This is a genomic window from Saccharopolyspora halophila (assembly GCF_039531955.1).
Lineage (GTDB): Bacteria > Actinomycetota > Actinomycetes > Mycobacteriales > Pseudonocardiaceae > Saccharopolyspora > Saccharopolyspora halophila.
In genome coordinates this window covers 1-23,348 of record NZ_BAAARA010000021.1, presented here as the reverse complement: position 1 = coordinate 23,348, position 23,348 = coordinate 1, and the positions used below count along the sequence as shown (strand labels likewise).

Below are 23,348 nucleotides of genomic sequence, written 5' to 3'. Positions count from 1 at the left end.
GATGCGGCGCCAGCCGCATGCGGTGCGGGACCCGGCCGGCTCCGCGGCGGGTTCTCAGACGTCGCCGGGCGAGGACAGCCGCGACGCCGCGCAAGCCGCCACTCAAGGAGCGGATCCCGCAGCCCGGCGGCGTCTGAGGTTCCGCTACCCGCCCCGCCACGCAAACCCCCGAACCGAAATATCCCCTTAGACGAAGCTGTCACAGGACCAGGGCGTTGTAGGGCTGGGTGGTTCTGCCGGAGAGGGAGTCGAGCAGGGAGACCGCCTGGTCGTCGGTGAGCGAGGCGACGAAGTCGATCACCGCTCGGCCGCGGGCCATCTTCTCCATGCCCGCTCCCGGGAGCAGATCGAAGTGGTCGTTGCGCAGCTCCTCGAACTCCGCGGTGGTCAGCTCGTAGAGGTCGCGCAACCGGTGCGGGGCGAGTTCGCTGGAGTCCACCAGCCACTCGTCGAGGGCCGCGACCAGGTTGCTGATCAACCGGTCCTGCCCCCGCTGCTGCAGCGCCATGTCCGGCCGCTGCAGCACGAAGCGGCGGTGCACGAACTTGAGCACCTGCACCTCGTGCCACTGCTCCTGACCGAGCGCGACCTGCCCGGAACGCGGTTCCACCTTCTCGGTGACCTGGATGCCCTCGACCAGCCGCCGCGTCCAGTCGCCCGAGAACCGGGCGACGGCCTGCTCGGCGCGCTTGGAGCGGTCGAAGGGCACCTCGAGGAGGTTGGCCACCAGGTCGGTGCGGACCTTCTTGACCGCGTCCAGGAACGCCTCGTCGGAGGCGATCCAGCCGTCCTTGTCGTGCAGCCGGCGGCGCAGCCGCTCCAGCGACGCTCCCGGCCGGTCGGGCACCTCGTCGAGCGCTGCGAACTCCAACGCGTGGCCGAGCCACTCGGTGAGCTCGTGGGAGACCGTCGTGTACTGCAGGATCCCGACCCGGTGGAAGTCCTCCAGGTCGTGGATCGCGTAGGCGATGTCGTCGGCGGTGTCCATGATCGAGGCCTCGACCGTCTGCTGCCAGGCGGGCAACCGCTCGTCGAACGGGACGCGCGCGTCCCGCATGTCCTCCAGCTCGGTGCTGTAGCAGGAGAACTTCGCGGCGCCGGTGCCCGGAGCCCCCTCCGGCTCGGACGCGCCGCGCGGCAGCTCGGTGGCGCGCTGCGGCACCGGCGAGTGCCGGGTCCACGGGTACTTCAGCAGCGCCGCGCGCACCGCCGCCGTCAGGTCCAGACCCTCGGCATCCAGCCCGCGGACGTCGATCCGGGTGACCACGCGGTAGGTCTGCGCGTTGCCCTCGAAGCCGTCGGGGAGCCCGAAGCGCTCGCGGGCGATCCGGTCCAGCACGCTCTCGCCCAGGTGCCCGAACGGCGGATGCCCGAGGTCGTGGCCGAGGCTGGCGGCCTCCACCACGTCCAGGTCGCAGCCCCCGAGCCGCTCCAGCCTGGCGCGCTGCTCCGGGTCGGCGAGCAGCCGTTCGGCGATGGCGCGCGCGACGTGCGCGACCTTGAGGCTGTGCGTGAGCCGGTTGTGCAGCAGCAATCCGGAACCCGACGGGCTGACGACCTGGGTGACCCCGCCCAGCCGGGCGAAGAACGCCGACGCCGCGATGCGATCGCGATCCGCGCGGAACGGACCGGTGGCGAGATCACCGGGCATGGAACGTCCGGTTCGATCGCTGCGGCGGGAGACGCGTTCCTGCATGCCCGCCACGTTAGCCTCCCTGACTCCGGTCCCGGGACCGGACGTGATCTGATAACCACGTGGCGGATGTCGTGGTGATCGGCAGCGGCCCGGCGGGACGGGCCGCTGCCGCGGCCTGCAACGATGCCGGGATGGGGGTGACCCTGGTCGATCCGGCTCCGCGCCGCGGCTGGGCCAGCACCTTCGGTTCCTGGGTCGACGAACTCCCACCGGCGATCGCCGGGACGTGCGCGGCCGCGGTGATGGACCGGGTGCGCACGCGCGGCACCTCGGAGCACACCTGGCCGCGGCCGTACGCGGTGCTGGACAACACCGCGCTGTGGAAGCACCTGTGGCGGCCCGGGATCACCGAGGTCGCCGGCCGCGCGGTCGGCGCCGAGCACGGCCCGACCGGCTCCACCGTGGTCCTCAAGGACGGCAGGCGACTGGCAGCGGGGGCGGTTGTGGACGCCACCGGGGCCGCCCGCGCCCTCTCCGGCGGCAGGCCCGCGCACCCGTCCGCGCAGCAGACCGCGGTCGGCTGGGTCTTCGACAGCCGCACCGCCGAGGCGCTGTGCGGGCCCGACGAGGGCGTGTTCATGGATTGGCGCCCGGCGCCCCGCACCACCGGCGGCTGGCCGACCTTCCTCTACGGCGTCCACCTCGGATCCGACCGGGTGCTGCTGGAGGAGACCTCGCTGGCCCGCCGACCCGCGCTCCCGATGGCCATGCTGCGGCGCCGGCTGGCCGGACGGCTGGCCGCTGCGGGCATCGACGTCGAGCAGCGTCTGGACGAGGAACGCGTGCGGTTCCCGGTCGACGATCCGCTCCCCCGACCCGGACGGGTGGTGCCCTTCGGCGCCACGGCCGGGTTCGTGCACCCGGCCAGCGGGTTCAGCGTGGGCCGTTCGCTGCGGCGCGCACCGTGGCTGGCCGCGGCTCTGGCCGGCGGGCTGGCCACCGGCCCCGCGATGGCCGCGCGGGCGGCCTGGGCGGTGCTGTGGCCCTCGGACGCGGTGACCGCGCACGTGCTGCGGCAACGAGCGTTGCGGGCCCTGCTGGAGCTGCCGCCCGAAGCGGTGCCGGAGTTCTTCGAGGCGTTCTTCCGCATCCCCGAGCAGCAGCGCGCGGAGTTCCTGACCGGGGAGGGCTCGTCGGCGGGCACGGCTCGCGCCATGACGACCCTTTTCGGCAAGGTGAGCTGGCGGATCCGACGCCGTCTGGTGCTCGGCGGGATGACCTTCGGGCATCCGCCCGCCAGGCACGGGTTCGGCGGGGAAATCGAATAACCGATCTTGGTTACCGATTCGCCTAATGGAACGAATCATGGGCGACTGTTTTTGCCGTGTCGATCACGGTATAAATCACATCACCGATTTGCCGCGCCGAATTCCCTGAAGGTTCACACAGCGTACAGACGTTAACCCGATAGGCTCTGCCCAGCAGGCACGCAGCGTAATGAGGCAGACTCCCTTCGGCACGTCAACGACCACAAGCTGGACGGACGGCCGATGTTAGTCACTGGTCAAACACGCTAGGTTGGTCAGTGGGCAGTAGCGGCGCTCCACCGAGCAGGAGGAGCAGGAATGTCGGTGAACGACTCGTGAAAGACATCGTTGGGGCCGCATGAGTCAAGCGAGGAACGACTCCGTGCGTGCGCTGGTGGATGAAGTCCGCTTCGCGTTCCAGCCCTTGATCAACATCAAGACCGGTGCCATCGTCGCCATCGAGGCGTTGGCCCGGCCTGCGGGCGCGCACGTCCAGGACCTGTTCCGAGAAGCTGCCAAGCACCGCAGGCTCACCGAGCTCGACGCCGAACTCGCCGTCAAGGCCCTGGAGGCCGCCACCCGGCACGAGTCCCTGCTGCCCCTGCACCTCAACGTCTTCGGCGGCACGATCGTGCACGACCGCGAACGGCTGGACCGGGTGCGCGAGAAGCTGCGCGAGTCCGGTCGCCGCGAGCACGAGGTCACCCTGGAGATCGGCACGCCGTTCGCCCGCCTGGACACCGACCAGCTGCTCGACGGCATCGAGAAGGTGCGCTCCGACGGCTTCCAGATCGCCCTCGACGGCGTCGGCCAGGGCGACGTGCCGCTGACGCTGATCGCCGACTGCGGACCGGCGATGGTCAAGCTCGACCGCGCCATCGTGCAGGGACTGCCCGACGAACCGTCCCGGATGGCGGTGGTCGAATCGTTGCGCCACCTGTGTGAGTCCACCGAGAGCCAGCTGGTGGCCGAGGGCGTGGAGAGCGACCGCCAGCTCACCGCGCTGCGCCGCAACGGAGTGCGGCTGGTGCAGGGCAACCTGCTCGCCCCGGCCAACCGGCGCCCGCCGCAGGCCAGCACGGTGCCCGGGGTGGCCGCCGAGGTCACCGATCCGCAGGCGCCCGCGATCAACACCGTTGCCAGCGGCCCGCGCGTGACCGAGTTCCTCTCCCCCGCCACCGTGCTGCGCACCGAAGCCACCGCCGACGAGGTTCGCGGCGTGCTCGCCGACCACCCCGAGATCAGCGGTGTGGTGCTGGTCGACGAGTTCCACTGCCCGCAGTACACGATCGATCGAAACCGCTTCCTGCTCGCGGTCACCGGCCCCTACGGGCACGCCCTGCACGCCAAGCGTCCCGCCTCGCGGCTGGCCGACGAGCCCCGCGTGGTCAACACCGCCACCACCGCCATGGAGGCGCTGGCCATGGTGACCCGCTCGGACCAGTATCGGATGTACGACGACGCGATCGTGGTCGACGAGGCGGGCCGCTGCCTCGGCGCGGTCCGCGCGGGCGACCTGATCCGCGGCATGGCCGAGATGAAGGTCGAGGAGGCGGCGGCGCTGAACCCGCTGACCCGCCTGCCCGGCAGCGACGCGATCTCCCGCGACGTCGCCCGCCGCATCGCCGCGGGCGAGATCTTCGCTATCAGCTGGCTCGACATCGACGGGTTCAAGACGGTTAACGACACGGCAGGCTTCTCGGCGGGCGACGACCTGATCCGCGCCGTCGGCCGCAGCCTCACCGACGCGGCCGCCTCGCTGAGCTCGGTGCAGGTCGGTCACGTGGGCGGCGACGACTTCCTGCTGGTGGCCGATCTCGACGACCTCGTCACCCTCGCCGAGACCATCCTCGCACCGGACCGCAGCGCGGGCGGGGTGGACATCAGCCTGTCCCTGGCGACCCTGGTGTGCACGACCAACACGGTCAGCGACTACGACGAGGCATCGCACAAGCTCGCGCCGCTGAAGAAGTCCGCCAAGTCGCTGAGCGGCTCCGCCTGGGTCATGTTGCGCCCGGGCTCGGAACGCATCGAGGTCCTGCGCGGCAGGCAGCAGGACGGCGCGCTCCCGCAGCGCCCCGGCCCGCAAACGCATCCGCACGCTCCGCAGGCCCCACCTCCGCCACCGGCGCCGGGCGGGCCCGCCGACGGCCCCGAATTCCCCACTCAGGACCCGGAGTGGATGAACCACCGCTGACATGCGAGGAGCCCCCGCCGCACCGGAGTGCGGCGGGGGCTCCTCGAAGCCGGACCGGAGGGGTCCTCAGACCGTGAAGCCCAGGGCACGCAGCTGCTCCCGGCCTTCCTCGGTGATCTTCTCCGGACCCCACGGGGGCATCCAGACCCAGTTGATCCGGAAGTCGTTGACGAGGCCGCCGCCCGGACCACCGGTGAGGGCGGCGCGGGCCTGGTCCTCGATGACGTCGGTCAGCGGGCAGGCCGGCGACGTCAGGGTCATGTCGACCGTGGCGGAGTTGTCCGGCTCCACGCGGATGTCGTAGACCAAGCCGAGGTCGACGACGTTGATGCCCAGTTCCGGGTCGACGACGTCGCGCATGCCCTCCTCGAGGTCCTCGACCTTGGCGAGCTCCGCGCTCGGGGCCGCCTGCTCGGGCAGAGCCTCCGCGGAGCGCTCCACGTCCTCGGCCACCTGCGTCTCTTCGCTCATGGCGCCTCCTAAGAAGTTCCGTTCGTGGTGGTCGGTGTCCGGGCCGAACCGTCAGCTGGAACTGGGCACGGCCACCACGCGGGAAACCGCGTCCTTGAAGGCCATCCAGCCCAGCAGGGCGCACTTCACCCGCATCGGGTACTTCGCCACGCCGGCGAAGGCGATGCCGTCCGCCAGCACGTCCTCGTCCGGTTCCACCTTGCCGCGGCCGTGCATCAGCTCGGCGAACGCGGCCTCGGTCTGCATCGCCTCCTTCAGCGGCCGACCCACCACCAGGTCGGTGAGCACCGAAACGGCGGCCTGGCTGATCGAGCAGCCCTGCCCCGCGTAGGAGACGTCCTCGACGATGGCGTTCTCATCGCTGCCGGTCAAGTGGACCCGCAGCGTCACCTCATCGCCGCAGGTCGGGTTGACCTGGAAAGACTCCGCATCGAACGGCTCCCGCAACCCGTGCAGGTGCGGGTTGCGGTAGTGGTCCAGGATGATCTCCTGGTACATCTGTTCCAGCTGCATCTAGCAATCCTCGGCAGTCGAAGATCAAGCCACCCCGAAGAAGCGCTGCGACTCGCGCACCGCATCCGCCAACGCCTTGACCTCGTCCAGTTCGTTGTACAAGTAGAACGACGCGCGAATCGTCGCGGGAATTCCCATCCGCCGGTGCAGCGGCCAGGCGCAGTGGTGCCCCACCCGGGCCTCCACGCCCTGATCGTCGAGCACCTGCCCCGCATCGTGCGGGTGCACGCCGTCGATGACGAAGGACACGGCACCACCGCGGTGCTCGGTGGTGGTGGGCCCGATGATCCGGACCCCCTCGATGGCGCCGAGCTCCCGCAGCGCGGTCTCGGTCAGCTGCCGCTCGTGCTCGGCGACGCGTTCCATGCCCAGCGCGTTCAGGTAGTCCACCGCCGCGCCTAGCCCGACGACCTGCGAGGTCATCGGCACGCCCGCCTCGAACCGCTGCGGCGGCGGGGCGAACGTGGAGCGCTCCATGTAGACCATCTCGATCATCGACCCGCCGGTGATGAACGGAGGCATCGCCTCCAGCAGCTCCCGGCGGCCGCAGAGCACGCCGACACCGGACGGGCCGAGCATCTTGTGCCCGGAGAACACCGCGAAGTCCACGCCCATGGCGCCGAAGTCCACCGGCGCGTGCGGCACCGACTGGCAGGCGTCGAGCACGGTCAGCGCGCCCACCGCCTTCGCGCGGGCCACGATCTGCTCACCCGGGTTCACCGTGCCCAGCACGTTGGACTGGTGGGTGAAGGCCACGAGCTTCGCGCGGTCGGAGATCACCGAGTCGATCTCGGACAGGTCGAGCCTGCCCTCGTCGGTGACACCGAGCCAGCGCAGCGTGGCGCCGGTGCGCTCGCACAGCTGCTGCCACGGGACCAGGTTGGCGTGGTGCTCCATCTCGGTCACCACGACCTCGTCGCCGGGGCCGAGGCGGAAGCGCTCGGCCTCCGCCCCGGCCGTGGCCGCGTTGCTCATCGCGTAGGCGACGAGGTTCACGCCCTCCGTGGCGTTCTTGGTGAACACCACCTCGTCAAAACCGACGCCGACGAAGTTCGCGATGCGTTCCCGCGCACCTTCGTAGGCGTCCGTGGCCTCCTCGGCCATCTGGTGCGCGCCGCGATGCACGGCGGCGTTGGAGGTCTCCAGGAAGAAGCGCTCCGCGTCGAGCACCTGGCGCGGCCGTTGCGAGGTCGCCCCCGAATCGAGGTAGACCAGGCTTTTGCCGTCGCGGATGGTGCGTCCCAGGATCGGGAAGTCCGCGCGGATCGTCGCCACGTCCAGTGGGGTGCTCGCACCAGTGGTGCGAGGAGGCTGTTCGGTCATGACTGGGCGGCCGCCTCCTTCTTGCCGGTGAAGCGCACGTAACCGGTGGACTCGAGCTCGTCGGCCAGCTCGGCGCCGCCGGACTCGACGACCTTGCCGTCGGAGAACACGTGCACCCGATCCGGGGTGATGTGCTTGAGGATCCGGGTGTAGTGGGTGATCAGCAGAACGCCCTTGTCGCCCTTGTCCTTGAACTTGTTGACGCCGTCGGAGACGACGCGCAGCGCGTCGACGTCCAGGCCGGAGTCGGTCTCGTCGAGCACCGCGAACTTCGGGTTCAGCAGGTCCAGCTGCAGGATCTCGTGGCGCTTCTTCTCACCGCCGGAGAAGCCCTCGTTGACGCTGCGCTCGGAGAAGGACGTCTCGATGTCCAGATCGGACATCGCCGTCTTGACCTCCTTGACCCAGTGCCGGACCTGCGGGGCCTCGCCGCGGACCGCGGTCGCAGCGGTGCGCAGGAAGTTCGACATCGACACGCCCGGAACCTCGACCGGGTACTGCATCGCGAGGAACAGGCCGGCGCGGGCGCGCTCGTCGACGGTCATCTCGAGGACGTCCTCGCCGTCGAGCAGCACCGAGCCCGAGTCGATCTGGTACTTCGGGTGACCGGCCAGCGCGTAGGCCAGGGTCGACTTGCCCGAGCCGTTGGGGCCCATGATGGCGTGGATCTGACCGGAGTCGATGGTCAGGTTGACGCCCTTGAGGATCGGCTTGGCGCCTTCCTCGGTGAGGACCGAACCGTGCAGGTCCTTGATCTCCAGGGTGGCCATTTCTTCAAATTCTCCTGGTGTGGTGGTACCGAAAGCTTCTGGGTGGTCAGACGCCGACGACGGCGAGCTCTTCCTCGATCTCGGCCTCGAGCCGCTCGCGGACCTCGGGCACGTCGATCTTCTGCAGCAGCTCGCCGAAGAAGCCGCGCACGACCAGGCGCCGGGCCTGGTCCTCCGGGATCCCGCGGGACTGCAGGTAGAACAGCTGCTCGTCGTCGAAGCGACCGGTGGCGCTGGCGTGGCCCGCGCCCTCGATCTCGCCGGTCTCGATCTCCAGGTTGGGCACCGAGTCGGCCCGCGCACCCTCGGTCAGCACCAGGTTGCGGTTGAGCTCGTAGGTGTCGGTGGCCTCGGCGGCCGCCTGGATCAGCACGTCGCCGATCCACACGGTGTGCGCCGAATCGCCCTGCAGGGCGCCCTTGTAGAGCACGTTGCTGCGGCAGTTGGACACGCTGTGGTCGACCAGCATCCGGTGCTCCAGGTGCTGGCCCGCGTCGGCGAAGTAGAGGCCGAGGAGCTCGGCGTCGCCGCCCTTGTCCGCGTAGTTGACCGTGGTGTTCACCCGCACCAGGTCGCCGCCGAGGGTGACGGCGAAGTGGCGGAACACCGAGTCGCGGCCGAGGTTGGCGTGCTCCGAGCTGACCTGCGTGGCGTCGTCGGCCCAGTCGTGGATGGACACGACCTTGAGCTGCGCGCCGTCGCCGACGACGAACTCGACGTTGTCGCCGATGACGCCGGAGCCGCGGTAGTCGATGACCACGACGGCTTCGGCGAACTGCTCGGCGCGCACCTGCAGGTGGCCGTAGGTGACCTCACCTGCGCCCGGGCCGTTCACCGTGACGGTGATCGGCCCCTCGGGCTTGGTCTCCTTGGGCACGGTCACGACCGTGGCCTCGGTGAAGGAGCTCCAGGCCTGCGCGGCCACGCGGTCGGCCGGGATTCCGCCCTGGCCGAGCCGCGCGTCCTCGCGCCCGACGGTCTCCACGCCCGCGTCACCGGTGACGTCGATCTTGAGGTTGCCGGTTGCGGTCGCGGAGCCGTCGTGCAGGCCCTTGAGGCGCTTGGTCGGGGTGAACCGCCAGTCCTCCTCGCGACCGCCGGGGACCTCGAAGGCCTCGACGTCGTAGGAGGTGAAGCGCTCACCACGGGAGGCCTGCGGCACGACCGGTGCGCCGTGCGAGTGCTCACCGAGGCCGTGCTGGGCGTCGGTCTTCGTGGTGCTCATCTTTAGCCGACGGCCCCTTCCATCTGCAGTTCGATCAGTCGGTTCAGTTCCAGTGCGTATTCCATCGGCAGCTCGCGCGCGATGGGCTCGACGAAGCCGCGCACGATCATGGCCATCGCCTCGTCCTCGGTCAGACCGCGCTGCATCAGGTAGAACAGCTGGTCATCGCTGACCTTGGACACGGTGGCCTCGTGACCCATGGTCACGTCGTCGGTGCGGATGTCGACGTAGGGGTATGTGTCCGAACGGCTGACGGTGTCGACCAGCAGCGCGTCGCACTTCACGTTCGACGAGGCGTGGTGGGCGCGCTTGGCGACCTTGACCAGACCCCGGTAGGAGGTGCGGCCACCACCGCGGGCGATCGACTTGGAGACGATCGTCGAGGAGGTGTGCGGCGCCATGTGCTCCATCTTGGCGCCCGCGTCCTGGTGCTGGCCCTCACCGGCGAACGCCACCGACAGGACCTCGCCCTTGGCGTGCTCGCCCATCAGGAACACCGACGGGTACTTCATGGTCACCTTGGAGCCGAGGTTGCCGTCGACCCACTCCATGGTCGCGCCCTCTTCCGCCTTGGCGCGCTTGGTGACCAGGTTGTAGACGTTGTTCGACCAGTTCTGGATGGTCGTGTAGCGGCAGCGGCCGCCCTTCTTGACGATGATCTCCACCACGGCCGAGTGCAGCGAGTCCGAGGAGTAGATCGGGGCGGTGCAGCCCTCGACGTAGTGCACGTAGGCACCCTCGTCGACGATGATCAGGGTCCGCTCGAACTGGCCCATGTTCTCGGTGTTGATCCGGAAGTAGGCCTGCAGCGGGATGTCGACGTGCACGCCCTTCGGCACGTAGATGAAGGAGCCACCCGACCACACGGCGGTGTTCAGCGCCGAGAACTTGTTGTCGCCGGCCGGGATGACCGAGCCGAAGTACTCCTTGAAGAGCTCCGGGTAGTCCCGCAGCGCGGTGTCGGTGTCCAGGAACAGCACGCCCTGGGCCTCGAGGTCCTCGCGGATCTGGTGGTAGACGACCTCGGACTCGTACTGCGCGGCGACACCCGCGACCAGCCGCTGCTTCTCCGCTTCCGGGATGCCCAGCTTGTCGTAGGTGTTCTTGATGTCCTCCGGCAGGTCATCCCAGGTCTGGGCCTGCTCTTCGGTGGACCGCACGAAGTACTTGATGTTGTCGAAGTCGATGCCCGACAGATCCGCGCCCCAGTTCGGCATGGGCTTGCGGTCGAACAGGGTCAGCGCCTTGCGGCGGGCCTCGAGCATCCACTCGGGCTCGTCCTTCTTCGACGAGATCTCGTTGACGACGTCCTCGTCGACACCTCGCTTGGCGCTGGCACCTGCGACGTCCGGGTCGGCCCAGCCGTACTCGTAGTTGCCCAGCGTCGCCAGGGTCTCTTCCTGGCTGAGCTGGCCAGAACCATCGGACGTGGTGGGTGTGCGCTGCTCGGCAGCGGCAGTCATACGGACTCCCCTCCATCAGGAATCGGGGCGGTATCTGCCGGTCCTTCGGGACCGAACCGGCAGAGGTCTATTCGGGGTCCGGACTCGCGCCCGGATCCGTCAACCGCGCGGTTGGTACGTGCGTGGTGCAGGCCGCATCACCGTTCGCGATGGTGGCCAGCCGCTGCACGTGGGTGCCGAGAACCTCGGCGAACGCCTCCGTCTCGGCCTCGCACAGCTGCGGGAAGTCCGCAGCCACGTGCGCCACCGGGCAGTGGTGCTGGCAGAGCTGCTCGCCGCTGCCGACGCTGCGCGCCGAAGCAGCGTAGCCCTCCCGGGTGAGCGCGTCGGCCAGGACCTCCGCGCGCTCGGCTGGACTACCGGCGTCCGCGAGCGCCTGGCGGTGGGTGGACACCAGATGTGCCATCCGCCGCTCGGCGAACTCGCGAACCGCCTGTTCACCTTCGTGTTCGGCGATGAACCGCAGCGCCGCCACCGCCAGGTCGTCGTAGGCGTGCCCGAACCTCGCCCGGCCCACCTCGGTGAGGAGGTAGAGCTTGGCTGGTCGACCACGTCCGCGACGGCCCCGCGGCGAGGACTCCCGGGTGTGCGCCTCCCCCTCGGCCACAAGCACGTCGAGGTGCCTGCGGACCGCGGTGGGGCTGACCCCGAGCTCTTCGGCCACCGCAGCAGCGGTGACCGGCCCCCGTTCCAGCAGCAACCGCGCAACCGTGTGACGGGTCCGGCCGTCGCCTTGCGCAGCCGCACCGGGCTGACCCGCAGGGTCACCCTCGGCTCCGGCTGCGGTCGGCTTGGACGCCCCGACCTTTTTCACAACATGAATGTTACCTATTTCGCGGCCACACACCAGCATGCGGGGCGGACAACGTGATCTGACTCACCGTATTAAGTCCCTTTCGCGCCAGATGTGAGTAGTTCCGCAGGTCGGCGACCCGAACGTCCGTGGCCGCGCCCGGGAGGGCACCCCCGTGCGCGCAGCGGTGCGCGCGCTCGTCTCAGCCCGGCATACGCGGCTCAACCGCGGCCTCTTACGCTTCGTAATCGTGGCGGCAGCTGAAGAAGCGGACCCGACGACGGCGACCCCGCGAGACGAGACCCGGCCCGGCCCGGACACCGCTCCCGAGCCGCTCGCGGCCCACGAGCAGCGGCAGCTCACCGCACTGCGCCGGTTCGGGACCACCGGATCGCTGATCCTGGCCGCGGGCGCGTTCGGCGCGGGCGCCAATCCGGTGATCAACCCGCTGTCCGGGACCCGGTTGCTCGGCCTGCTCACCCGGATGCCCACGGTGGCGATGGCGGCCTGCTGGCTGGGCATGCTGATGATCGTGGCCGCCTGGCTGTGGATGGGCCGGCTGTGCCTGCCCGGACGGACCCGGATGCTCGATCCGCGCGAGCTGGCTCGCACCCTGGCCATGTGGGCGATCCCGCTGGCACTGTGCCCGCCGCTGTTCTCCACGGACATGTACAGCTACCTCGCCCAGAGCGAGGTGGCCGCGCGCGGGTTCGACCCGTACCTGGTCTCACCGGCCGTCGCGCTGGGCGTGGATCACCCGTTCACCAGCAACGTGCCGAACATCTGGCGCGACACCCCCTCGCCGTACGGGCCGCTGTTCCTCATGTTCGGCCAGCTCGTCTCCCGCCTGATCGGCGACAACGTGGTCTTCGGCGTGCTGGTGTGGCGGGCGATCATGCTGTGCGCGCTGGCCGCGGCGATCTGGGCCATCCCGAAGCTCGCGCGCCGCTGCGGCGTGCACCCCACCGCCGCGCTGTGGCTGGGCGTGGCCAACCCGATCGTGCTGTTCCACGTGGTCAGCGGGATGCACAACGAGGCGCTGATGCTGGGCATCATGCTGCCCGCCATCGAGCTGGGCCTGCGCTACCGCAACACCACCGGAACGCTGGCCGCGGGGGCGCTGCTGACCATCGCGGGGGCGATCAAACCACCGGGCTGGATCGCGCTCGGGTTCTTCGGCATCTGCGTGGTGCTCGCCCGGGGAGGGCGATGGCGCGACCTGCTGCGCGTGGGAGCGCTGCTGCTGGCCGTGTTCCTCGCGACCATGACGGTGATCACCGTCGGTAGCGGCTGGGGCCTGGGCTGGATCGACACCTTCGACGTGCCCAACAGGGTCAAGACCGTCATGGCGCCGCTGACCGCGTTCGGCATGGCGGGCGGCGGCCTGTCCACCCTGCTCGGCCTGGGCAACACGATGGACGCGATGCTGTCCATCACGAAGATCATCGGCTACGTGCTGGTGGCCGCGGTGTGCCTGTGGATGCTGTGGATCTCCTTCCGCCGCCGGATCCACCCGCTCGCGGCGATGGGCGTGACGTTCTTGACGCTGGCGCTGGCGGTGCCGGTGCTGTGGCCCTGGTACCTGCTCTGGTCGGTGGTGCCGCTGGCCCTCGCGACCAACAACCGCCGGTTCCGGGTCACCGCGATGCTCATCTGCGCGGCCACCTCGCTGGTCATCCCGCCCACGGGTGCCGGATTCGTGCTGCGGGCGTATCAGATCCCACTCGCGGTGATCGCCGCCATCATCGCGTTCGCCATCACGCTCGTGCTGGTCAGAGGCCGGATGCCATCCCTCGGGCTGGCGCGTCCCAGCACGCAATAAAGTGTGAGTTCGTGAGCTACGAGAGTCCGGCCGTCCTGCTGCGCGGGCTGCAGAAGCGCTTCGGGGACACCACCGCGGTCGCCGGGCTCGACCTGTGCCTGCCGCACGGCAGCGTGCTGGCCCTGCTGGGCCCCAACGGCGCGGGCAAGACCACCACGGTGGAGATCTGCGAGGGCTTCCAGCGCCCGGATGGGGGCGAGGTGCGCGTCCTCGGCCTGGATCCGCGCACCCAGGGCGAGCAGCTGCGCCCGCTGATCGGCGTGATGCCCCAGGGCGGCGGCGCCTACCCGGGCGTGCGCACCGAGGAGATGCTGAACCTGGTCGCCACCTGCGCGGCCGATCCCCTCGACCCCGCCTGGCTGCTGGAGGTCCTCGGTCTCGAAGGCGTGCGCCGCACCTCCTACAAGCGGCTCTCCGGCGGCCAGCAGCAGCGCCTGTCGCTGGCCTGCGCGCTGATCGGCCGCCCGCGCCTGGTGTTCCTCGACGAGCCGACCGCGGGCCTGGACCCGCAGGCGCGCAGGCTGGTCTGGGACCTGATCTCCGCCCTGCGCCGTGACGGGGTGAGCGTGCTGCTGACCACGCACCTGATGGACGAGGCCGAGGCGCTGGCCGATCGGGTGGTGATCGTCGATCGCGGGCGCGCGGTCGCCGACGGCACCGCCGAGGAACTCACCGCACCGGCCGACGGCAAGCAGGAGCTGCGGTTCCGCTCCCAGATCGGCCTGGACCTCGACCTGCTGCTGGCCGCGCTGCCCGAGGGATACTCGTCCGAGGAGCTGCGGCCGGGCGACTACGCGGTGCGCGGCGAGATCAACCCGCAGGTCATCTCCACGGTGACCGCCTGGTGCGCCCAGCACGGCGTGCTGGCCCAGGAGCTGCGCGTGACCCGCCGCAGCCTGGAGGACGTCTTCCTGGACCTGACCGGACGGGAGCTGCGATCGTGAGCTCGGAGACCAACCGCACCGCCGAACGCGGCAGCCGGTTCCCGGAGGGCACCTTCCGGCCCGCCCCGGGCCGCGGACGCGCCGGTCGGATGCTGGCCGCGCAGACCCGCATCGAGGCGCTGCTGATCGTTCGGCACGGCGAGCAGGCCCTGCTGACGCTGATCATTCCGCTGGCCCTGCTGATCGGCCTCAGCGCGCTGCACATCGGCGACCTGCCCGATCCGCGGGTGGACTCGGTGTTCCCGCGCATCATGGCCCTGGCGGTGATGTCCACGGCGTTCACCGGGCAGGCCATCGCGCTGGGCTTCGACCGCCGCTACGGCGTGCTCAAACGCCTCTCGGCCACCGCGCTCCCCCGCTGGACGCTGATCTCCGGACGGGTGCTGGCCACGCTGCTCGTGGTCGCCCTGCAGGCCGTCGTGCTCGGCGCGACCGCCCTCGCGCTGGGCTGGACACCGTCGCCGGTCGGGCTCGCTCCCGCGCTGGTGATGCTCGTGCTGGGCTCGCTGGCCTTCGGCGCGGCGGGCGTGCTGGTCGGCGGTTCGATGCGCGCCGAGATCGTGCTGGCGGTGGCCAACGCGATCTGGTTCCTCCTGCTGCTGGCCGGGGGCCTGGCGCTGCCGGCCTCGGACCTGCCCGGCCCGGTCGGCACCCTCGCGGGCTTCCTGCCCTCCGGAGCGCTGGCCGAGGTGCTGGACGCGACGCTGACCCACGGCGGCCTTCCCGGCGCGACGCCGGTGCTGGTGCTGCTGGCGTGGTTCGCGGCCTGCGGCGCGGTAGCGATGAAGACCACACGACTGACCTGAACCCGCTCGGAGGCGGCCCGATCAGCTCCATCGGGCTCCAGCGCTCTCGCGCGCGGCGCTTCAAGATCAAGACCCTCTTCTGGCGCGCCGCGAGCGGCCATAGGGTGTCGGGTATGACCAAGATCGCGCGGCATGCCAAAGCCGCCCTCGAACTCGTGCACGCGATGATCTACTTCGCCCCGGAGGGCGAGGAGCGCTACGCCGAACTCGGCCTGAAGAAGGGCCGGATGGGCTACTACGCGAGCCGCTCGGCCGCGATGGGCCCCGTCGGACCGGGCGTCGTCGCGGCGACGTTCTACAACTTCAACCCCGAGTCCGTGGCCAAGCACATCCCGGCCGCCTGGGAGATCGCCTCCCCCGCCAAGATCCTGGACGCCCGGCTGGACGCCGTCGACGCGGCGATGCGCCGGATGCTCGGCGACGAGTTCCTGGCCTCCTCCGAGGTCGCCCGCGCGGCCGAGCTGGCCCGCGAGGCGACCGAGGGCTGCTCCCCGGAGGGCAAGCCGCTCTACGCCGCCCACGCCGACCTGGACTGGCCGGAGCAGCCGCACCTGCGCCTGTGGCACGCGGTCACGCTGCTGCGCGAGTTCCGCGGCGACGCCCACATCGCCGCGCTGCAGCAGGCCGAGATCTCCGGCATCCAGTCCCTGGTCCTGCACAGCACGGTGCCCGGCGGGTTCACCGCCGAAGCGGCCCGCCAGCTGCGCGAGTGGTCCGAGCAGCAGTGGGCCCGGGCCGCCGACGAGCTGCGCGAGCGCGGCCTGGTCGACGCCGACGACACGATCACCGAGGCCGGCGAGGCGCTGCGCGAGGAGGTCGAGGTCGCCACCGACGCCATGTCGATGGGGCCCTGGCGGACGTTGAGCCAGGAGAAGGTCCAAGAGCTCGTCTCCAGCGGTGGTTCGGTCAGCAAGGCCCTGTACAAGGCCGGAGCGGTGCCCACCGAGCTGTTCGCCTGACAGATAGCCGCACCACATATTGCGCACCTGCGGGCGGGGTGATCCGCGGAGCGGAATACCATTCGAGGCGTGCCGCTTCCGAATTGGATCTCCCGCCCGTCGCCGCGCATCGTGCGCGCGCTGGCCGTGGCGGTCGTGGTGACTCAGTCGTTGATCGCGGTGACCGGGGCGACGGTCCGGGTCACCGGCTCCGGGCTGGGCTGCCCCACCTGGCCGCAGTGCTTCCCGGGCAGCATGGTGCCCATCTCGCACGCGGAGATCGCTCCGCTGCACCAGGCGATCGAGTTCGGCAACCGGCTGCTGACCGGTGTCGTCGGCTTCATCGCGCTGGCCTGCCTGCTGGCCGCGTGGCGCTGCCCGCCGCACCGCAGGCGGCTGGTCGGGCTGGCGCTGATCATGCCGGTGGGCGTGGTCGTGCAAGCGATCATCGGCGGCATGACGGTCCTGGTCGATCTGGCCTGGTGGAGCGTGTCGGTGCACTTCATGGCCTCGGCCGTGCTGATCTTCCTGGCCACGATCCTGGTCAAGGCCACCAGCGAGGGCGACCGCGCCCCGGTCGGCGTGATCCCGCGATCGATGCGCCACCTGCTGACCGCCCTCGTGGTGGTCACCGCCGCGACGCTGGTCGCGGGCACGCTGGTCACCGCAGCAGGCCCGCACGCGGGCGATCCCGCGACCCCGCGACTGGGCTTCCCGGTCCCGACGCTGGTGCAGACCCACAGCACGCTGGTGATGGCCTACGTGCTGATCCTGGCGGTCTTCGGCGTCTGGCTGCGCAACACCCGCCCGACCAAGGGCCTGCTGAAGGCCTACGGCGCGGCCTGCGCGATGGTCCTGGTCCAGGGCGCCATCGGATCCGTCCAGTACTACCTGGGCGTGCCCGAGGGCCTGGTGATCCTGCACGTAGCCGCCGCGACCGGCGTCATCATCACCACCGCAGCCCTCTGGGGCGAGTCGCGCTACCGCGGCCCGCTGCCCGCTCCGGGGAGCACCCGCGCCGCGGAGTCCGCACCCGCCTGATCCGCGACGCCGGGCACGGCGATCACGCGGCTAACCGGGATACCGCGCTCGTGGGCGCCCGCGACGGCCGGCGCGCGGTCGCCCCGGGGGTCAGAACCGGAGCTGGGGTTTGCCCTCGCGTTCCCAGCGGCGCCAGAGCTCCGGCATCTCGCCCGCGAGCCACTTGTAGAACTCGTGGACGGTGCGCAGCCTGCGCGCGCGCTCGCCTTGGCCGCTGAACATGCGCAGACCGGAGGCGGTGAGCTCCTCGAGGTCGGTGACGCGCTCCATCCGCTGGCGGACCAGGACCGGCCAGCGGTCCTCCTCCACCTTGTAGAGGGCGGCCTCGCGACCCTGGCGAGTGGACTTGGAGATCACGCCCAGGCGCATCAGCAGGCGAACGTTGGTGCTGATCGAACCGGTGCTGGCCGCCAGGGCGTAGGACAGCTCCGCCGCAGTGCGTTCCGGTGGGTCGCAGATCAGCAGGAAAGCCAGGATGCGGCCCGCGATCAGCGGCATGCCCTCGCTGGCCTCGAAGTGGGCCGCCATCTGCTCGATCCACTCCTGCATGGCGGGCCGCTCGGTGCGCTGCACGTACTCCTCGGACACGCCGCCTCCACGGTGATCGAGTTCAGTATCCGCTGAAAAGATAAACCACAGCGAACGTCTCGACCAGCCCGCGCGACCGGCGTGTCGGCGATGCGGGGTCCGCACCGCCGCGCGCCGGTGCGCGCGTGCTCGCGATCAGAGGGGCTTGGCCATCCTCCGGCGGTGCGCCGCCCCGATCTTGAGGGCAGCGGTGGTGTCGGCGTCCCAGTCGGACCCGGTCAGCCCGTCGACCTTCTCGACGAGGGCCTCGCCGGTGGCCACATCGGGAACCATCACGTCGCCGAGCTGGCCGTCCTCGCCGACGAGCACCACCCGGGCGCCCATGCGACCGATGCCTTCCACCACGGCGCGGGCCGCACCACCGTGGTCGGCGACGAACGCCTTGGCGGTCGCGACGACCTTCGGCGCGGGCGCGGCGCTCTGCTCGGTGTCCTTATCGGGTGCGCTCATACCGGGCATCCTAAAGCGGGTGGCTCCGGCCAGGAACGAACCGTTGCGAACACCACCGAACTTGATCGAGGAAATCCGCCCGCTGGCACGTGGTTGCGGACGCGAGGAAGATCAGTGGTGGATCTCGGCGAACGGAAGTGTTGGAGGACGCGATGCGCGCGATTCGGGTGACGGCCAACGGCGGCCCCGAGGTGCTCGAGGAGACCGAGGCGAAGGCCCCCGAGCCGGGTTCCGGGCAGCTGCTGGTCCGGGTCGCCGCCGCGGGGGTCAACTTCATCGACACCTACCAGCGCAGCGGCATCTACTCGATGCAGCTGCCGTTCATCCCGGGTTCGGAGGGAGCTGGCGAGGTCATCGCCGTGGGCCCGGACGTCACCGGGCACTCCGTGGGCGATCGGGTCGCCTGGGCCAGCGCCCCGGGCAGCTACGCCGAGCAGGTGCTGGTCCCGGCCGGTCAGGCGGTCGCGGTTCCCGACGGCGTGGACCAGCGCACCGCTGCCGCCGCGATGCTGCAAGGGCTCACCGCGCACTACCTGGTCACCTCGACCTACCCGATCCGCACCGGCGAGACCGCCCTGGTGCACGCGGCGGCGGGCGGCATGGGCCTGCTGCTCACCCAGCTGATCAAGTCCCGGGGCGGCAACGTGCTCGGCACCGTCTCCACCGGCGAGAAGGAGAAGCTGGCCCGGCAGGCCGGCGCCGACGAGATCATCCGCTACACCGAGGCGGACATCGCGGCCGAGGTCGACGACCTCACCGACGGGCGCGGTGTGGACGTCGTCTACGACGGCGTCGGCAAGTCCACCTTCGACGCCAGCCTCGCCAGCCTGCGCCCGCGCGGGATGCTCGTGCTCTTCGGCGCGGCCAGCGGACCGGTTCCGCCGCTGGATCCGCAGAAGCTGAACTCGGCGGGGTCGGTGTTCCTGACCCGCCCGAGCCTCGGTCACCACCTGCTCACCCGCAAGGAGCTGGAGTGGCGCGCCGGGGACCTGTTCAGCTGGATCGGCTCCGGCGCGCTGACGATCCGCATCGGCGCGACCTACTCGCTCGGCGAGGCCCGCAGCGCCCACGAGGACCTCGAGGGACGTCGCACCACGGGCAAGGTGCTGCTCATCCCGTGACGCGCGGCCCGGGCCGGGCGTGCCCGGCAACGGGCTCCTACCAGGGCCAGCCCAGCACCGGGAGGCCGAGCGCGGAATCGACCGCCAGGGCCACGAACACCAGCATCAGGTAGGTGTTGGACAGGTGGAACAGGTGCATCGGCTTGGCCGGGACGCCGCGCTTGACCCGGGCGTGCAGCAGGTGGGCGAGCACCAGGAACCATACCCCGGTGGCCAGCGCGAAGGCGGCGTAGAGCCAGCCGGTCGCGGGGACCAGCAGCAGGCTCCAGACCACCATCAGCCAGGTGAAGGCCACGATCTGGCGGGAGACCGCGACCGGTTCGGCGACCACGGGCAGCATCGGCACGCCCGCCCGCTCGTAGTCGTCCTTGTACTTCATCGCCAGCGACCAGGTGTGCGGCGGCGTCCAGAAGAACACCACGCCGAACATCACCAGGGCGGGCCAGTCGAGGCCGCCGGTGACCCCGGCCCAGCCGATGACCACCGGCATGCAGCCCGCAGCACCGCCCCAGACGATGTTCTGGGCGGTGCGGCGCTTGAGCACCATGGTGTAGATGAAGACGTAGAACAGGATCGTGGCCACCGCCAGGGCAGCGGCCAGCAGGTTCGCCGTCAGCCACAGCACCAGGAACGAGCCCGCGCCCAGTGCGATGCCGAAGACCAGGGCGTGCCGGTTCGAGACCGTGTGCCGCACGAGCGGGCGCGCCCGCGTGCGTTTCATCACCTGATCGATATCGGCGTCGACCACGCAGTTCAGCGCGTTCGCGCTGCCCGCGGCCATCGTGCCGCCGACCAGCGTGGACAGCACCAGCAGTGGCGAGGGGATGCCCCTTGCGGCCAGCAGCATCGCCGGGATCGTGGTCACCAGCAGCAGCTCGATGACCCGTGGCTTGACCAGCCCGAGATAGGCTTTGAGCAGCTCAGCGGGCCTGCGCGCGTACTGCTGGCGCGGCGCGTCGAGGGTGGTGGTCATGATGCTGCACCAACCGCCGACATGACTCTCCCTCTGCGCGAACCACGGCTTCAACGGCCACCCGAACGGCGCCGGAACGCTCCGCAATAGTAGCCGCGCTACTGAACATCGCGGCGCGCGGGTCGCGGCTGCCCGGCCCCGCGCGCGTGCATTCCCGCTACCGGGGGTGGCGACCGTGACAGCCCACGCACCCCTGGTAACCGCGCGTTTGGAGCTATCCTGGAAGCGTTCGGCGATCAACCGGTAATCCGGCCGCTCACCAGCACGAAGACAGGTGGTCATCGATTCGCCGAATCCCGCGACTCGTGCGCCCCAGGCGCACCGGAGGCCCGTGCTCACCAGCGATGACGAGCCCCCGGATGAGCGGGGAGACACCAATTCAGACGGGCCGCCGGGTGCCGGATCGCCAAACGATTAGGCTTCCCGACGGACGAGGGAGAACAGCGCCCGAATCGGTCCAGCGACCGTTCGCCGCGTTGAGGGAAATACCGCCGAAGGAAAACTGGAGCTGCGTCCGTGTCCGTCACCGACGACCTTGCCCGCTTGACCACCAAGCGACTGCCCGAAGACTGGACCGAGCTCGATCAGCGCGCGGTGGACACCGTCCGCGTGCTGGCCGCCGACGCGGTGGAGCGCTGCGGCAGCGGCCACCCGGGCACCGCGATGAGCCTGGCGCCCGCCGCCTACGCGCTGTTCCAGCGCGTCATGCGGCACGACCCCACCGACCCGGAGTGGATCGGCCGTGACCGGTTCGTCCTGTCGGCCGGGCACTCGAGCCTCACCCTGTACATCCAACTGTTCCTGTCCGGCTACGGCCTGCAGCTCGATGACATCAAGCAGCTGCGCACGTGGGGTTCGCAGACTCCCGGCCACCCGGAGTACGGCCACACCAAGGGCGTCGAGACCACGACCGGCCCGCTCGGCCAGGGCCTGTCGACCGCGGTGGGCATGGCGATCGCCGCGCGCCGCGAGCGCGGTCTGTTCGACCCGGAGGCGCCGCAGGGCCAGAGCCCGTTCGACCACCAGGTCTACGTGATCGCCTCCGACGGCGACATCGAGGAGGGCGTGACCTCCGAGGCGTCCTCGCTGGCGGGCACCCAGCAGCTGGGCAACCTCACGGTGATCTACGACGCGAACGAGATCTCCATCGAGGACAACACCGACATCGCGCTGTCCGAGGACACCGCCAAGCGCTACGAGGCCTACGGCTGGCAGGTGCTCACCGTCCACGGCGGCGAGGACGTGCAGGGCTTCCTGGAGGCCATCGAGGCCGCCAAGGCCGAGCCCGCCAAGCCGACCCTGATCGTGCTGCGCACGGTCATCGGCTACCCGGCGCCGAACAAGATGAACTCCGGCAAGGCGCACGGCGCCGCGCTGGGCGCCGACGAGGTCGCCGCGGTCAAGTCCGAGCTGGGCTTCGACCCGGAGCAGAGCTTCCAGGTCGAGGGCGAGGTCCTGACGCACGCCCGTTCGGTCATCGACCGCAACCAGGCCGTGCGCGCCGAGTGGCAGACCGCCTTCGACGCGTGGGCCGCCGCCAACCCGGAGAACAAGGCGCTGCTGGACCGGATGGCCAAGCGGGAGCTGCCGACCGGCTGGGCCGAGAAGCTGCCGACCTGGGAGGCCGACGGCAAGGGCATCGCGACCCGCAAGGCCTCCGGTGAGGTGCTGTCCGCCCTGGCCGACGTGCTGCCGGAGCTGTGGGGCGGTTCGGCCGACCTGGCCGAGAGCAACAACACGAGCATGAAGGGCCAGCCCTCGTTCGGCCCGCCGGAGATCTCCACCGACGCCTGGCAGGCCACCCCGTACGGCCGCACGCTGCACTTCGGCGTCCGCGAGCACGCCATGGGCGCGATCGTCAACGGCATCACGCTGCACGGCGGCACCCGCCCGTACGGCGGCACCTTCCTGGTGTTCAGCGACTACATGCGTCCTGCGGTCCGCCTGTCCGCGGTGATGCAGATCCCGTCCATCTTCGTGTGGACGCACGACTCCATCGGCCTGGGCGAGGACGGTCCGACCCACCAGCCGATCGAGCACGTGGCCTCGCTGCGCGCGATCCCCGGCTTCTCCCTGGTCCGCCCGGCCGACGCCAACGAGACCGCCTACTCCTGGAAGGCGATCCTGGAGTCCCCGGACAACGGCCCGGCCGGTCTGGCGCTGACCCGTCAGGGCGTGCCGACGCTGGAGGGCGTGCAGGCCGAGGGCGTGGCCAAGGGCGCCTACGTGCTGGCCGAGGCCGGCAACGGCTCCCCGGAGCTGGTGCTGATGGCCACCGGTTCCGAGGTCCAGCTGGCCGTCGAGGCCCGCAAGGTCCTGGAGGACGAGGGCATCGCCACCCGCGTGGTCTCCATGCCGTGCGTCGACTGGTTCGACCAGCAGGACGAGGCCTACCGCGAGTCGGTCCTGCCCCGCTCGGTGAAGGCCCGCGTCTCGGTCGAGGCCGGCATCGCCATGCCGTGGCACCGCTTCATCGGCGACGCCGGTGAAGCCGTTTCGCTGGAGCACTTCGGTGCTTCCGCGGACTACAAGACCCTTTACGAGCAGTTCGGCATCACCAGCGAAGCCGTTGTCGCAGCTGCTCGACGCAGCCTGAAGAAGGCGTGAGCGGAGGAATTCCTGTGACGAACGAGAATCTCAAGGCGCTGAGCGAGGCCGGCGTCTCGATCTGGCTGGACGACCTGAGCCGGGGCCGGATCAAGTCCGGCAACCTGGCCCAGCTGATCGAGGAGAAGGAGGTCGTCGGTGTGACCTCCAACCCGACGATCTTCGCCGGTGCGCTGTCCAACGCCGCCGACTACAGCGAGAAGATCAGCGAGCTGGCGGCCCGCGACGCGAGCGTCGACGACGCGATCCGCGAGCTGACCACTGCCGATGTGCGGGATGCGGCGGATGTGTTCCGGGGCGTCTACGACCGCACGGGTGGTGTGGACGGCCGGGTGTCGCTGGAGGTCGATCCGCGGCTGG

At 70.4% G+C, this 23,348-nt stretch carries 21 protein-coding genes; 10 read left to right on the top strand and 11 right to left on the bottom strand.

Going from position 1 to position 23,348, the window contains the following annotated elements; all coding sequences use genetic code 11:
- Positions 1-199: 199 nt before the first annotated feature.
- Complete coding sequence (locus tag ABD289_RS21080; protein WP_344136723.1) at positions 200-1,696, bottom strand: deoxyguanosinetriphosphate triphosphohydrolase family protein; 1,497 nt, start codon at positions 1,694-1,696, stop codon at positions 200-202.
- A gap of 59 nt (positions 1,697-1,755) precedes the next feature.
- Here ABD289_RS21080 and ABD289_RS21075 point away from each other — a divergent pair, with 59 nt between their 5' ends.
- Both ABD289_RS21075 and ABD289_RS21070 read left to right on the top strand, forming a co-directional pair.
- Entirely contained in the window at positions 1,756-2,964 is a 1,209-nt protein-coding gene (locus ABD289_RS21075) for a lycopene cyclase family protein (RefSeq protein WP_344135681.1), read from the top strand.
- Positions 2,965-3,301: 337 nt separating this feature from the next.
- Positions 3,302-5,140, top strand: coding sequence for a GGDEF domain-containing protein (locus tag ABD289_RS21070; protein ID WP_344135678.1), 1,839 nt, complete (start codon positions 3,302-3,304; stop codon positions 5,138-5,140).
- A 66-nt stretch (positions 5,141-5,206) separates the two neighbouring features.
- Here the strand turns inward: ABD289_RS21070 and ABD289_RS21065 are convergent, their stop codons facing one another.
- The 7 genes from ABD289_RS21065 to ABD289_RS21035 all read right to left on the bottom strand — a co-directional run bounded on the left by ABD289_RS21065 (position 5,207) and on the right by ABD289_RS21035 (position 11,605).
- Positions 5,207-5,611, bottom strand: a complete 405-nt coding sequence (locus ABD289_RS21065) for a metal-sulfur cluster assembly factor (RefSeq protein WP_344135675.1) — start codon at positions 5,609-5,611, stop codon at positions 5,207-5,209.
- 51 nt (positions 5,612-5,662) lie between these two features.
- A complete protein-coding gene (sufU, locus tag ABD289_RS21060; RefSeq protein ID WP_344135672.1) occupies positions 5,663-6,124 on the bottom strand; it encodes a Fe-S cluster assembly sulfur transfer protein SufU in 462 nt (153 codons plus the stop codon).
- A 24-nt stretch (positions 6,125-6,148) separates the two neighbouring features.
- A complete protein-coding gene (locus ABD289_RS21055) occupies positions 6,149-7,447 on the bottom strand; it encodes a cysteine desulfurase (RefSeq protein ID WP_344135669.1) in 1,299 nt (432 codons plus the stop codon).
- Entirely contained in the window at positions 7,444-8,217 is a 774-nt protein-coding gene (gene sufC, locus ABD289_RS21050; RefSeq protein ID WP_344135666.1) for a Fe-S cluster assembly ATPase SufC, read from the bottom strand. The genes ABD289_RS21055 and sufC overlap by 4 nt, the downstream gene beginning before the upstream one ends.
- Before the next feature lie 46 nt (positions 8,218-8,263).
- Entirely contained in the window at positions 8,264-9,442 is a 1,179-nt protein-coding gene (sufD, locus tag ABD289_RS21045) for a Fe-S cluster assembly protein SufD (RefSeq protein WP_344135663.1), read from the bottom strand.
- Positions 9,443-9,444: 2 nt separating this feature from the next.
- Positions 9,445-10,905: a Fe-S cluster assembly protein SufB gene (gene sufB / locus ABD289_RS21040; RefSeq protein WP_344135660.1), complete on the bottom strand. Its 1,461-nt coding sequence runs from the start codon at positions 10,903-10,905 to the stop codon at positions 9,445-9,447.
- 67 nt (positions 10,906-10,972) lie between these two features.
- Complete coding sequence (locus ABD289_RS21035) at positions 10,973-11,605, bottom strand: helix-turn-helix transcriptional regulator (protein ID WP_425564755.1); 633 nt, start codon at positions 11,603-11,605, stop codon at positions 10,973-10,975.
- Between the two features lie 343 nt (positions 11,606-11,948).
- On the opposite strand from ABD289_RS21035, the gene mptB reads away from it, so the two are divergent.
- From mptB to ABD289_RS21010, 5 genes are all read left to right on the top strand, one after another.
- Entirely contained in the window at positions 11,949-13,520 is a 1,572-nt protein-coding gene (mptB, locus tag ABD289_RS21030) for a polyprenol phosphomannose-dependent alpha 1,6 mannosyltransferase MptB (RefSeq protein ID WP_344135657.1), read from the top strand.
- Positions 13,521-13,531: 11 nt separating this feature from the next.
- Entirely contained in the window at positions 13,532-14,464 is a 933-nt protein-coding gene (locus tag ABD289_RS21025) for an ABC transporter ATP-binding protein (RefSeq protein ID WP_344135654.1), read from the top strand.
- Entirely contained in the window at positions 14,461-15,270 is an 810-nt protein-coding gene (locus tag ABD289_RS21020) for an ABC transporter permease (protein ID WP_425564754.1), read from the top strand. The genes ABD289_RS21025 and ABD289_RS21020 overlap by 4 nt, the downstream gene beginning before the upstream one ends.
- Positions 15,271-15,383: 113 nt before the next feature.
- Positions 15,384-16,229, top strand: a complete 846-nt coding sequence (locus ABD289_RS21015; protein ID WP_344135651.1) for an SCO6745 family protein — start codon at positions 15,384-15,386, stop codon at positions 16,227-16,229.
- Between the two features lie 69 nt (positions 16,230-16,298).
- Complete coding sequence (locus ABD289_RS21010; protein ID WP_344135648.1) at positions 16,299-17,249, top strand: COX15/CtaA family protein; 951 nt, start codon at positions 16,299-16,301, stop codon at positions 17,247-17,249.
- Positions 17,250-17,339: 90 nt separating this feature from the next.
- On the opposite strand, the gene ABD289_RS21005 is transcribed toward ABD289_RS21010, so the two are convergent.
- Together ABD289_RS21005 and ABD289_RS21000 are read right to left on the bottom strand one after the other, a co-directional pair.
- A complete protein-coding gene (locus tag ABD289_RS21005; protein WP_344135645.1) occupies positions 17,340-17,837 on the bottom strand; it encodes a GbsR/MarR family transcriptional regulator in 498 nt (165 codons plus the stop codon).
- A gap of 135 nt (positions 17,838-17,972) precedes the next feature.
- Complete coding sequence (locus ABD289_RS21000; RefSeq protein WP_344135642.1) at positions 17,973-18,287, bottom strand: hypothetical protein; 315 nt, start codon at positions 18,285-18,287, stop codon at positions 17,973-17,975.
- Between the two features lie 152 nt (positions 18,288-18,439).
- Between ABD289_RS21000 and ABD289_RS20995 the strand changes: the two genes are divergently transcribed.
- Positions 18,440-19,408, top strand: a complete 969-nt coding sequence (locus ABD289_RS20995) for a quinone oxidoreductase family protein (protein WP_344135639.1) — start codon at positions 18,440-18,442, stop codon at positions 19,406-19,408.
- Positions 19,409-19,445: 37 nt separating this feature from the next.
- Here ABD289_RS20995 and ABD289_RS20990 read toward each other — a convergent pair whose 3' ends face one another.
- Entirely contained in the window at positions 19,446-20,381 is a 936-nt protein-coding gene (locus ABD289_RS20990; protein WP_344135636.1) for a heme o synthase, read from the bottom strand.
- 516 nt (positions 20,382-20,897) lie between these two features.
- On the opposite strand from ABD289_RS20990, the gene tkt reads away from it, so the two are divergent.
- Together tkt and ABD289_RS20980 are read left to right on the top strand one after the other, a co-directional pair.
- A complete protein-coding gene (gene tkt / locus ABD289_RS20985) occupies positions 20,898-22,988 on the top strand; it encodes a transketolase (protein ID WP_344135633.1) in 2,091 nt (696 codons plus the stop codon).
- Positions 22,989-23,002: 14 nt separating this feature from the next.
- A partial coding sequence (locus tag ABD289_RS20980) for a transaldolase family protein (protein WP_344135628.1) occupies positions 23,003-23,348 on the top strand: 346 nt, incomplete at its 3' end.